Genomic DNA, 11,940 nt, shown 5'->3' on the forward strand with positions numbered 1-11,940 from the left:
TACAAGGATTTTGGTATTATGCAAAATCATTTTCATACATGGAATCAGCAACGCCTTATTGGTTATTGCTTGCGTCCTACCTGCCTTTCTGGTCTAGCATTCTGTTACTGCTTTCGTCGAGAGTTTACGGTCATAAACTGATGCCACTGCCCGTCATCGCCCAGCACATAAGATGTCATCACTCGATGATTATCACTCTTGAACTCGATTACATCTCTATAACTTGCCATCTTCTCATCGCCCGTCATTGAGGGACCGTCAGAATTAAGCGTTAGCATGTTTTCAGCCGCGTCCAATTCCCCGTCGTACAACCATAGATAAGTCATCATTGACCCAACCCAGGTGCCTACATAGCGTTGCTTCTGCGGGTCATATCCGAGCGTTATTATCATTGTTGCCGCACCACCACAGGGCATTTCGCCCTGTCCTTCAGCTACAACCCAGAGTCCACCAATTGATCGCACACTTTCCGTTCCTGTTGCTTTTTCAGGCGGCTGATCTGGACTCATCATTGCCTCTGTTTCATAAGTCCACTCACCGACGAGTTTCTGTAGCCACTGATGTTCTTTTTGTGGCTCAGTATTCATTGTTGGCTCTTGTTGTGTTTTGGCTGTTTCCATTGCTTTAGCTCCTTTTGATGAATCATTGAGGAATGTAATTAGCGCGAAGCCTAACTCTGTAGGCGAAGCTGCCCCAAAGGGCTAGGAACCGCGTGAAATGATGAAAAATCAAGATTTAAATAGTACATAAATACTATTATGACTCAACTGATTGAGGTTTTTAACTAGCAAATTGACGAAAACTTTGGTACTCATGATTTCTCCTTTTGAAGTTGATTGCAGAGTAAAGAATTAGCAAAAAGTCGCTAGTGATTATATTCAAGGGAGATGCTTGTAGACATTCCGCAGGAATAACAGGTCAAGCCGCCTGTTCGCAGTTAACCATCCAGGGAATACCGAATTGATCGACCAACATACCAAAGCGGACAGACCAGAAGGTTTCCTCGAGCGGCATCTTCACTTTTCCGTTTTCTGCCAGGGCATGAAAGACACGTTCTGCCTCGGCTGGCTCGTCAACGCTGATTTGCACGTAGAAGCCCTGGGGTGTTTCAAAATACCCAGGCGGGCTATCAGACCCCATCAAGAGGCGATCGCCCAGATCGAGGCAGACATGCATGATTTTGTCATGCCACCCAGCGGGCACATGCTCCGCTGAGGGTGCATCTTTGTGGGTTAGCATCATGACGATTTTGCCGCCCAGACATTGCTCATAAAACTTGAATGCTGCTTCACAGTTGCCGTTGAACATGAGATAAGGATTAATTTTCATGGGGCGCTGTTTTGATTGTGTTTATGATTGAGTTAATTGAACTATGGGTTGAGCGTAAACACGGCTTGAGAGGTATGTGGATCAAATGGAACAGAGATATGTTCATGTAGGATCTGCCATTTCCCTTGATGGCGCTGGCAGACAGCAGTAATCCGCATCCACGTCTGCATTGCTGGATGATCTACTTCCATTGCTGTAAAGTGCGAGAGCCAGTGAGCAACCGCCAAGTCCTCGTTGACTGTAATGTTGAGGTCTCGTGCTTCTATGTCAAAGGAGTCCGGGAAATAAGGCAAACACTCTGACCAAACTTGGCGTAAGGCCTCTTTACCATGTGTTTGGAATGGGGGTTTTATATCAAAGATGATGACCTCAGTAGCATAGTGCGACATGATCCGAGCGACATCCTTAGCGCAAATTGCCTCTTGTTGATCGGCAATGAGTTGGCGAATCTGAGCTTGGTTGGTTTTTATCGTACTTTTTGTCATTTAAGTATCTCCTTTTGATTTCAGGTTGAGCGCTCTTCCTCATGCTCTGGCAAACCTGCGACTTCAATCACAGGGCGAATCTCGACAGTACCAACTTGCACTGCGGGAAGCCGGGCGGCGATCGCGATCGCTTCGTCAAGATCCGGGGCATCAATTAGAAAAAATCCGCCCAATTGTTCTCGTGTTTCTGCAAACGGCCCGTCGGTCACTAGCGGTTTGCCATCACGCACTCGGATGCTGGTTGCAGTCGCTACAGGGTGAAGCGGGGCAGTGGCTAGATATTGTCCTTTTGAATTGAGTTGCTGTGCCAGTTGTGCGGATTTCACATAACAGTCCTCTCGCTCGGTTTGGCTCAGGGCATTTTCTTCCAGGTAAATCAGCAGTACATATTTCATTGAATTGCCTCCGTTGTTTCCCTTTGTAATTAAGTCGAACGACAATTGCTCAAATCGACACCTCTGCCAAAAAATTTTTTATCATTTAGATACAATCGAGCTTTACCTGTGTTCTTTCCTTTTGTGAGTAAGTCGAACGGCAATTGCTTAAATCGACACCTCTTCTAAAATTGTTCAAAGTCAGCTATGACCTCAAACGCACAATCAGATGTAACCCAAGCGATCGCCTCCATTTATCGCGCCGAGTGGGGTCGGATTGTTGCCACGCTTATCCGGCTGGTTGGGGATTTCGATATGGCTGAAGAGGCGGTACAGGAAGCCTTTATCGCTGCTGTGAATCAGTGGCATTCCACGGGTATTCCCGATCTCCCCCGTGCCTGGATTATTAAAGCAGCTCGATACAAAGCCATTGATCGCCTCCGCCGCCGGACGCGGCTAACAGAAAAATTAGAATGGTACACTGCATCTGGGTTAATCCCAACAAGCGAGGAGCCTACCTACGACACCGATGAAATTCCAGACGAGCGGCTGCGGCTGATTTTTACTTGCTGCCACCCAGCACTAGCCCTTGATGCTCAGGTTGCTCTGACACTACGGATGTTAGGCGGACTTGAGACGGATGAAATTGCACGGGCGTTTCTCGTACCCACGGTGACAATGGCGCAACGGCTGGTGCGTGCCAAGCGCAAGATCCGTGATGCAGGTATTCCCTATAAAGTGCCAGACACGGCCGATCTGTCTGCACGGATAGACGCAGTGCTGACGGTGATCTATCTCATTTTCAATGAAGGCTACGCGGCGACTAGGGGCGAGACGATGGTCAGGGCTGATCTCTGCACAGAAGCGATTTGCCTGGGTCGCCTCGTGAGGACGTTGATGGCACCGCAACCGCCCTCAGAAGTCACTGCCCTGGTTGCGCTGATGTTGCTGCACGACTCTCGGCGCGATGCCCGTCTTGATGAGGCGGGCGATTTGGTGTTGCTTGAAGATCAGGATCGTCGTCGCTGGAATCAACAGCAAATTGCTGAGGCGCTGCCGCTCGTTGAAGAGGCACTCAGGGGCGGAACTGGGCCGTTTGGAGTGCAAGCAGCGATCGCGGCACTGCATTGTCAGGCGGCACAGGCACAAGAAACCGACTGGTTACAAATTGTTCGCCTCTACGATTTGCTCGAACGCTTACAGCCCTCGCCGATTGTTTCACTCAACCGGGCGGTGGCCATCTCAATGCTAGACAGTCCTCAGACCGCGCTTGGACTCGTCGATGGGCTTGCCTCCCAACTTAATGACTACCATCTATTTCACGCCACCCGTGCCGATCTGCTGCGCCGCATCGGAGCCTCCCAAGAAGCTGCACAGAGCTACGCGCTTGCGCTCGTGCTGGTAACTAATGACAGCGAACGCCGTTTTCTGGAGCGTCGGCTGCGCTCAGTTCAACCCTAACGTCCAGCATCGCCGGACATGCGAACAATTATTGAAGTGATAAGACTCTCCATATCTCAAGCATTCAGAACTTTTCTGCACCACTAAGGAGAAAGTTCTAAAGAAAATCTAAAGGTAGCAAATAGCGATCGCCTGAAAACAGGATAATGCAGCTGAACTGTCCAATCCTTCCCATTCAATCTAGAACTATGGCATCTACACCTAAAATCCTCGCCTTTGCCGGCAGTACCCGGATTGATTCTTACAACAAAAAATTGGTAAAAATCGCGGCGGCTGGCGCTAAGGCAGCAGGCGCAGAAGTGACTTATATAGACCTCCGCGATTTACCCCTACCTCTATTTGATGAAGATTTGGAAGCTCAAGAAGGACTACCTGCCAACGCCCGCACTTTTAAGAACTTGATGATTTCTCATCAAGGATTGCTGATTGCTTCGCCGGAATATAACAGTTCACTCACAGCAGTTTTGAAGAACGCCATTGACTGGGCATCCCGTCCAGCCCCAAATGAAGCACCGTTGGCTGCTTTTGCAGGTAAGGTTGCTACTATTATGAGCGCTTCCCCTGGCGCTCTTGGTGGTTTGCGGGGTTTGGTTCACTTGCGCTCTATTTTGGGAAACATCAAAGTTTTGGTACTTCCCGATCAAATAGCAGTATCCAAAGCTTACGAAGCCTTTAATGATGATGGCACGTTAAAAGATCCTCAACAGCAAGAATCTATTGAAAAGCTAGGAGACGGCTTAACAAAAATATTGCTGAAGCTTAATTAAACTATAGGAATCTGATTTGATTTCTGAAATGATTTGCGTGGGTAGGCAATAGGCAATAGGAAAGAAGGCTTCCTAGTTGTACTGAGTTTTTTCAGAAATCAAATACTAGTCCTATATTCAATTTGATAGTAGATAACGAATTCCTATTATTAGAATAAAAATGCCGTACAGCTTTTTCATCAACTCGCTGCTAATAAATGGCTGATTTGCAAACAATGCCCCGAATAAGTTACCGACAATTAAACCAACTGCAATAATCAGGGCATATTTGATATTAAGATTACCGTTGCGATGGTAAATTAAGGCTGCTAAAATGCCGATTGGCAAAATTTGAGCAGCCACAGAAGTGCCTGTAGCTAACTTCTGATCCAAACCAATTACTAACACCATTGCCGGAACCATAATTGCGCCGCCACCAATACCAAACATGCCACCAGCAACGCCAGCAACTAAACCGATTAACAACAGTTGGATTAAGATATTAGACATAATAAATGGTCGCTAAACTGTAAATTATAAATTAATTTTATTGTCAAAGATTGATTTTGATAGCATTCCGTGTACACCTTTATGGGGACTGTTGACAACTTGAGTGATGTGAAAGTTTACAGTTAAACTACACAAGACATAAGCATCTTCTGCTGACAAATTTGTAAAGCGTTCTAGAAAATCAATCATGTTTTTTAAAGCTAGTTCTAAAGCTTCATCTAAAGTTTGAGCAAAGCCCATTGTGATGATATGAGTTGGAGTTTCAGCAATTGGTGTTGTCAGTTGTAAATCCTTGCGAAGCTTAAGAGTAATTCTACCGTTCATGGAAGTTTCAATGGCGGTGACATTTACTTCACCATCTCCTTGTGCAGAATGTCCATCACCAATAGAAAATAATGCACCTGGTACGAAAATCGGCAAAAATAAACGAGAACCAGCTTGCAGTTCCCGGTTGTCGATATTACCGCCGTAAGAACCTGGTGGAACAGAAGTTCGAGAGGTTTCTGGGGTAGCGACACCAAGAATTCCAAAAAACGGTTTGAGGGGAATTTTTATGCCAGCACCCGCCGGAAATTCTGCGATATTGTTTGCTAAATCTAGAGGAATGAATCTCAACGCAGGTTGAGGAAACTGATGTGGTAAAGCTCCCCAACCTGTACGAATGGCATTAAAGCCGATGGGTAAACTAGGTGCGATCGCATCTAATTGTACTTCTAAAACATCCCCCGGTTCGGCATCGCGCACATAAATCGGCCCTGTGAGTAAATGCGGCCCTCCAGCAATTTTGCGTTCTGGTACAAGATTGTGGCAGATGTCGAGGAATTCTGGTGTGACAAATTCAGGTGGTGCTTTGTCGTAAATGTAGTAACCAGTATAAGTTTCCACATCAATCGTATCACCAGAATCAATTGTGAGTGCTGGTTCTAGCAGATGGGAAAAACCACCTAAATGCACAGTTTCTTTTGAGGCTTTTAAAATGTAATGAGTCACGTCGCTTTGCTCCAATTAAAAATTTAAAATTCAGATGAAAGGATGCCTACTAACACTCGTATCAAATCTTCTAAACCTTCAGGAACACGATAGAGTTTAATATCTTCTGTAATTAGCTTTTGTTGTCTATTGAGTGTACCAAATTTCCAGTCATCTCCATTAGTGACTGCGCCAAATAAAATTGATGATTGTTCATCTAGAGACTGATCCAGAGCTATTAATTCTACTGCTAGCTGTGTAAACCCTCTTCTGATATCTGATTGTTTTGCTTCAATCACCAATAGAGAGTTAGATTTATGTAAATAATAATCTAAAGTCCCTTTGAGCTTTTCATCCACATTAAGTGGATACTCACTATATAGTTGAGCTTTTGTCTGATCGCAGATTTCAGCAATGATAGGAGCAATCATAAATTCTCTGATTGATATCTCAGCGGTTGGGTTAAAAAGCTTTATATTACGCTGTAAGTAATTTTGTAAAAATTCTAAATAGCTAATATCAGCAAAGTATCTTGGTAATTCTAGCTCTGTGCGATCGTAGCTGTACTCAAACTCAGCTACTACATCTATTGTTGGGTTAGGTAACAAAAAGTATTGACTAAAAGTGTAACTTTGCTCAGGTTTTAAGATTCTATATTTGCTCATGATTTTTATCGTTAATGAACTACGCCAGAGATATTACGAATTACAATTAGGAATTAATAATTGATCTGATTATCTCAATAATTTGCTAAACTCCAACTTTAGGGATAGCAAATAAGAACAATTTGAGCAGGGAATTTGGAGGGGTTGCAGAGTGGCTGATGATGAACGTATAGTCAATGCACAACAGATAAATCCAAAAGACTTTTCATGGGGATTATGGCCTGTTGTGCCACTCTACCCTTATGGCAGGCGGCAGACAATCCGTAAAGAAGTGGTCAAGGACACAATCTGGAATTTTGACCAAATTCAGGGCATTTTCTACGTTGTTGTGCCGATTCGCATGACTGTTGTTAGACTCGAATCCGGGGGCCTTCTCATCTATGCGCCTGTTGCACCAACCCCAGAGTGTATCCGGCTTGTGAATGAATTGGTGGCGGAACACGGTAATGTTAAGTACATTATTCTGCCAACTATCTCCGGTATAGAACATAAAGTCTTTGTCGGCCCATTTGCAAGATACTTTCCGACTGCACAGGTATTTGTGGCTCCCCATCAGTGGAGTTTCCCGCTAAATCTCCCACTTAGCTGGCTTGGTTTACCTCCAAAACGAACTCAAGTACTCCCAGAAGATAGTAGCAAAACACCCTTTGCTGACGAGTTTGATTATGCAATGCTCGGCCCCATTCAGCTTGGGCCTGGTCGGTTTGCGGAAGTTGCTTTTTTCCACAAGCGATCGCATACTCTTTTAGTAACAGATTCTGTACTTTCTATCCCAGAAGATCCACCTGCGATCGCACTATTAGATCCATATCCCTTACTATTCCATGCCAAGGATCATGCTACTGATATTGTTGCAGACATTCAAGCAAATCGCCGTAAGGGATGGGGGCGCATCTCGTTGTTTGCTTTGTACTTTCAACCAAACGCCCTAAATATCCGCCAATGGAGTCAGGTGTTGCAAGATGCCTTGAAAGCACCAGAACGCTCAAGGAAAGCTTATTTTGGATTGTATCCTTTTAAATGGCGTCCAGATTGGCAGCGATCGTTTGATGCTCTGCGAGGTGATGGGCGTTTGTTTGTCGCACCAATTTTACAGACGCTGATTCTCAACCGCGCACCGAAGGAAACAATTGACTGGGCTGATAAAGTTGCAAGTTGGGATTTTCAGTGGATTATTCCCTGCCACTTTGATTCACCGATTAAAGCTGAACCACATCAGTTTCGTCAAGCTTTCTCTTTTTTGGAAAAGCAGTCTGCTGTTAGTGGGGGTTTGTTCAGCAGTAGTAGCTATCCCTTACCAGAGGTGGATTTTAAACTACTTAAGGAAATCGATGCGGGTTTAAATAAGTTTGGGATTGTGCCAGCAGCAAAGGAGAAAGTGTAGGAAAAACAATAATATAGCGTTCTCTTTTGGATGCAATCCTCTTGAAAATCCCAACAACTACCCCTAACGTTTAATTCCCTTAAACCGTTCTTGCGCCGCCTGAAACGCTTCTTGCATCACCAACTGAATTTTTTGGGGATCGGGTTTCTTACCTCCCATTAAATCACCAAAGTAAACGCAGGCTGCTTCCCCTAATGCCCAGGTATAGGCGGCTGCCCAAGAGGCTGCGATCGCACTACCAAAACCTGGTATAAATTTAATTAACTCCCGCGCAATTGCCTGTGCTAAAAAACCACCTGCGATCGCACTCACAACACCTCCCGCCTGAGATGGAGTAACTGTTTGCCCATATAATTTACCCAACAATCCCACCATTGATACTTGCAAGGCAGTGAGTACTGGCATTGTAGCAAATGGCAGAGGTACAGCCGCCAGGGTGGCAGACATAATCGAAAATGGCAAAATATAACGGCGTGCAGCATCTCGGTAAAGATTACCAAGTTGCTTTCCAGCTTCTTCTTGATCTAATAGTTGATAAATCGCCTGCGCTTCTGCTTCTGGGAGTAGTTCTGCTAAGGAATCTCGCAGTGCTTCTAAGCCATAAAATACCGGATTATAGCCATCTTCTTCTAAGGTAAAGTCAATGAGTACAGAGCGATCGCTTATTCCTGCAAAAGCTTGCTGCATTGCGGCAAATGCGCGGTTAACTTCTTGATAATCTGGTGGATAGGTAGGATGATCGACGGTATCGAGAGGATAAACCTCATGCAAGCAAGTAACTACCAGCAAACAGGGAATATTCGGATACTTCTGGCGCAACTGTTGAGCAATTTGTCGTAGCGTGTCAGTTGCAAAATCATTGATTTTGACGGTGAGAAGGAGGATTCTGGCGGAACGAGTCTCCTTTTTTAAATCGCCAACTAATTCCTGGATAATTGTTTGAGTATCTTGTTTAACATCACCCAGCCCTACTGTATCAGTAAAAATCAGCAACGGCAGGTCATTGGAAGGATAGGCATAGCGCTGGGTGTGTTGCGTGTGAGGACGAAATCCCTGACCAACAATTTCGGCAGAAACTCCCGTCAGTCCGCGGACAATTGAACTTTTTCCAGCTTGGGGTTTACCAATCAGCAGCGCTTCAGTAGTTGGCAGTTCGGCTCGAACTTTCTCTAAAATCTCTGCAACTTGAGTTTCGCTCACACTAAACCATTCAACAACCGTCTGTGCCACTTGTTCTACGGGTAGAAGTTGCGTTAGATGTGTTGTTGCTTTGTTCCAGACACCAGTAATACGGTTTGTCCAGGAATTATCGACCGATTTGGTAGTTGCTCCCTTGGTCGGTTCACTCAATTGCTGAGAATCAGTTGACGGTGAGTCAGCATCACGTTGCTCAGTCATTTCCATCCAAACGTAGAAGACCCTTTTACTCATCTTATAGCGATTCTCAAAGGGATAACTAGTACCGCAAGGCGGAAGTCAAAAGTCAAAAGTCAAAAGTCAAAAGTATTATGGAATAAGCTCTTTAGGGATTTTAAATGGTTGCTCTATTTACGCCGTGCCGTACTAGTACCGTTAGTAGTGTATGAACTTGGGCGATCGCGTTCTGGAGATAGCGGTGTTTCCCCACCCTAAACGAACCATTGCTGTAGAAAAACGTAGCAAGGGAAATTATTGTTTCGGCTGACAATGCCATTGTTTTGAGTAACAATGTGATTGTTTCGACTGACAATGCGATTTTTACGGCTGACAATGATGAAAAACGTATTTCATTGCTCCAAAATTTGTCTCACCCTAGCTAAGGCTTCCTCTCCAGAAATGGGTGCAATCGCACCACTGCGAACTTCATAGAATCTTGCGGGATGCGGGAAACTCAGACACTTTAGTGCTGAGAGGGAAGCGGCACGAGCGACTTTAGTCGCAGTAGTATTTCTTTTAATTTGAGGCGTGGTGAGGGTCTTCAATGTACTTTCTAACTGCCTCGCTACTTATATTACCAGCAGTACTAACAAAATAACTACTTGTCCATAGTGAGGGGAGTTTTAAAAGAGCAGGAAATTCTTTTCTCAACAGATAGCTAGAACGTCCTTTAAAAGCCTTTACTACTAAATGTGGAGTATCTGTAGGCTTGACGCTAACAAATAAGTGAACGTGGTCAGGTGCTACCTCTAGGGCTAGAATATCCCAATTCTTCTCTATGGCTAGTTCGGCAAATATCTGCCTAATCCTAGTTGCCACATCACCCACTAAAACTCTTTTTCGCCTCTTAGGGATAAAAACAAAATGATAATTAATTAAGTACTTGACATGATTGTGGGTATTATAATCTTGCTGAGTGAGCATCCTTTAACTAGTAGATGGATATTGACTTATCTACTATAAGCAATTACTATACTTAAAGCAATTAAATTTGTAGGTACAAGTAGTGGTTAAGCCCAGCAAAAGTATGGGTGTGCAGCAATGCTTAATTGATGCAAACAAAGAAACGTTGGCAATTCTAGAATATCTTTGTCAGCAATCAGGCAAGCTTTACAATACAGGTATTTACCTTGCGCGACAAACTTTTTTCAAAACAAATAAGCTGTTGACAGGTAAGTTTGACTTAGCTTTTGAACCATCAATTGCAAAGTCAGTGCTTGCTCAGTCTCTTCCTTCTACGCCAATGCAACAAACTTTAATGTCAGTTACAGAGGCGTTTAAGTCTTTCAAGGAGTTGAGAAACTTATATTTAAAAGGTGAATTGCATTTCAAACCCAAAGCACCAGGGTATCTCAAGGGATCTAAGTTATTCAAAGTTGCGTACCCTAATTCAGGAGGACAAAAACCAACACTAATTAAGGGACAACTTAGATTTTCTCTGGGGTTGACGGTTAGGCGATGGTTTGGGGTGTCTGAGTTCTTTCTGCCAATGCCGTCAAATATTGACTATTCAAAGGTTAAAGAGTTTACAATTCTACCTAAAAATGGTGCTTTTTACCTTGAGATGTCCTACGAGGTAGCGAAGCAAAAACACGACTTAGATATAAAGCAGGCATTGTCTATTGACCTTGGAACTGCTGACAATTTAGCTGCTTGTGTTGATACATTGGGTAACTCCTTGTTGATTGATGCTCGTGCAATGAAGGCGATGAATCAGTTGTGGAATAAAAAGGTATCGACACGAAAAGAAGGCAAGCCAGAAGCCTATTGGGACAACTGGTTAGACCGTGTAACCCGCAAACGTAATCACCAAATGCGGGACGGGATCAATAAAGCCGCAAAGTTAATTATTGACCATTGCCTTAAATATGGTATCGGAAATTTAGTAATTGGATGGAACGACGGCTTAAAGGAATCTGCCAATATGGGTAGAGTAAACAATCAAAAGTTTGTTCAAATGCCTTTGGGTAAGCTGAAAAACCGATTAAAACAACTGTGCGATTTGCACGGCATCAGGTTTATTGAAACAGAAGAAGCCTATACTAGCAAATCGAGCTATTTAGATGGAGACTCCCTACCTAAATATGGTGAAAAACCTATTGGGTGGAAAGCATCTGGAAAGCGGATTGAAAGAGGTTTATATCGGTCAGCGAATGGTTTAATTGTGAATGCAGATTTGAACGGTAGCGCTAATATTCTGCGAAAAGTAGCCAGCAATCTAAGCTTAGACTTAGGCTTACTGGGTAGGCGGGTTTTGACGACCGCAACGAGAGTTAGACTTTGGGCACTACCTAAGTTTACTCTGTCTGTAGAATCTCAGACCCTTTAGGGTCTGAGAGTGTCAACTCTATGCTTCTTGGCTTCATCTGTCCACAGTGTTTGAAGTGTTTCGTCTACATCAAATTCAAGACTTTCAACCAGCTTTTCTGCCAACAATGCTCTCGCTGCACTGGGCAAAGCTAAGGCTTCTTTCATGAATTGCTCAACAGAAGTTTTTTTCCCCAACGAAACACTCCGTATGTACCAATGACCAATGACTAATGACTAATAGACTTCTTGCATAAGTCGGGAAAAGGGCAAGGGGGAAGGGGAAAAAGTTCT

The 11,940-nt window shown here is 44.1% G+C and carries 15 protein-coding genes; 4 read left to right on the forward strand and 11 right to left on the reverse strand.

The features are described 5' to 3' along the window. Positions 1-104 precede the first annotated feature (104 nt). The 4 genes from VB740_RS33135 to VB740_RS33150 form a co-directional block, all read right to left on the reverse strand. Entirely contained in the window at positions 105-620 is a 516-nt protein-coding gene (locus tag VB740_RS33135; RefSeq protein WP_323204064.1) for a DUF1579 domain-containing protein, read from the reverse strand. A 298-nt stretch (positions 621-918) separates the two neighbouring features. Then, positions 919-1,329: a VOC family protein gene (locus VB740_RS33140; protein ID WP_323204065.1), complete on the reverse strand. Its 411-nt coding sequence runs from the start codon at positions 1,327-1,329 to the stop codon at positions 919-921. 41 nt (positions 1,330-1,370) lie between these two features. Beyond that, the gene (locus VB740_RS33145; protein WP_323204066.1) at positions 1,371-1,814 is read right to left on the reverse strand and encodes a YybH family protein; all 444 of its coding nucleotides are present in this window, start codon (positions 1,812-1,814) and stop codon (positions 1,371-1,373) included. 20 nt (positions 1,815-1,834) lie between these two features. Beyond that, entirely contained in the window at positions 1,835-2,209 is a 375-nt protein-coding gene (locus tag VB740_RS33150; protein WP_323204067.1) for a YciI family protein, read from the reverse strand. Between the two features lie 186 nt (positions 2,210-2,395). On the opposite strand from VB740_RS33150, the gene VB740_RS33155 reads away from it, so the two are divergent. Together VB740_RS33155 and VB740_RS33160 are read left to right on the forward strand one after the other, a co-directional pair. Further along, entirely contained in the window at positions 2,396-3,649 is a 1,254-nt protein-coding gene (locus tag VB740_RS33155) for an RNA polymerase sigma factor (protein WP_323204068.1), read from the forward strand. Between the two features lie 188 nt (positions 3,650-3,837). Then, a complete protein-coding gene (locus tag VB740_RS33160) occupies positions 3,838-4,416 on the forward strand; it encodes an NAD(P)H-dependent oxidoreductase (protein ID WP_323204069.1) in 579 nt (192 codons plus the stop codon). 117 nt (positions 4,417-4,533) lie between these two features. Here the strand turns inward: VB740_RS33160 and VB740_RS33165 are convergent, their stop codons facing one another. From VB740_RS33165 to VB740_RS33175, 3 genes are read right to left on the reverse strand one after another with little or no spacing between them, the layout of a single operon-like run. Next, positions 4,534-4,905 (reverse strand): sulfite exporter TauE/SafE family protein, encoded by a 372-nt coding sequence (locus tag VB740_RS33165; RefSeq protein ID WP_323204070.1) that lies wholly within the window; start codon positions 4,903-4,905, stop codon positions 4,534-4,536. A gap of 24 nt (positions 4,906-4,929) precedes the next feature. After that, positions 4,930-5,895 (reverse strand): acetamidase/formamidase family protein, encoded by a 966-nt coding sequence (locus VB740_RS33170; RefSeq protein ID WP_323204071.1) that lies wholly within the window; start codon positions 5,893-5,895, stop codon positions 4,930-4,932. 23 nt (positions 5,896-5,918) lie between these two features. Further along, positions 5,919-6,539 carry a hypothetical protein gene (locus VB740_RS33175; protein ID WP_323204072.1) on the reverse strand — a complete coding sequence of 207 codons (621 nt, stop codon included), beginning with the start codon at positions 6,537-6,539 and terminating at the stop codon, positions 5,919-5,921. Between the two features lie 151 nt (positions 6,540-6,690). On the opposite strand from VB740_RS33175, the gene VB740_RS33180 reads away from it, so the two are divergent. Continuing rightward, a complete protein-coding gene (locus VB740_RS33180; RefSeq protein ID WP_323204073.1) occupies positions 6,691-7,923 on the forward strand; it encodes a DUF4336 domain-containing protein in 1,233 nt (410 codons plus the stop codon). A gap of 63 nt (positions 7,924-7,986) precedes the next feature. Here the strand turns inward: VB740_RS33180 and VB740_RS33185 are convergent, their stop codons facing one another. The 3 genes from VB740_RS33185 to tnpA all read right to left on the reverse strand — a co-directional run bounded on the left by VB740_RS33185 (position 7,987) and on the right by tnpA (position 10,263). Further along, positions 7,987-9,321 carry a 50S ribosome-binding GTPase gene (locus VB740_RS33185; RefSeq protein WP_323204077.1) on the reverse strand — a complete coding sequence of 445 codons (1,335 nt, stop codon included), beginning with the start codon at positions 9,319-9,321 and terminating at the stop codon, positions 7,987-7,989. Positions 9,322-9,454: 133 nt separating this feature from the next. Then, positions 9,455-9,673 (reverse strand): hypothetical protein, encoded by a 219-nt coding sequence (locus VB740_RS33190; protein WP_323204074.1) that lies wholly within the window; start codon positions 9,671-9,673, stop codon positions 9,455-9,457. A 182-nt stretch (positions 9,674-9,855) separates the two neighbouring features. Further along, positions 9,856-10,263, reverse strand: coding sequence for an IS200/IS605 family transposase (gene tnpA / locus VB740_RS33195; RefSeq protein WP_323204075.1), 408 nt, complete (start codon positions 10,261-10,263; stop codon positions 9,856-9,858). 103 nt (positions 10,264-10,366) lie between these two features. Between tnpA and VB740_RS33200 the strand changes: the two genes are divergently transcribed. Beyond that, positions 10,367-11,668 (forward strand): transposase, encoded by a 1,302-nt coding sequence (locus tag VB740_RS33200; protein ID WP_323204078.1) that lies wholly within the window; start codon positions 10,367-10,369, stop codon positions 11,666-11,668. Here the strand turns inward: VB740_RS33200 and VB740_RS33205 are convergent. Next, on the reverse strand, positions 11,665-11,814 hold the full coding sequence (locus tag VB740_RS33205) for an addiction module protein (protein ID WP_323204076.1): 150 nt from the start codon (positions 11,812-11,814) through the stop codon (positions 11,665-11,667). The genes VB740_RS33200 and VB740_RS33205 overlap by 4 nt on opposite strands. Between the last annotated feature and the right edge of the window lie 126 nt (positions 11,815-11,940).

This window comes from Nostoc sp. UHCC 0251 (genome assembly GCF_034932245.1).
GTDB lineage: Bacteria > Cyanobacteriota > Cyanobacteriia > Cyanobacteriales > Nostocaceae > Nostoc.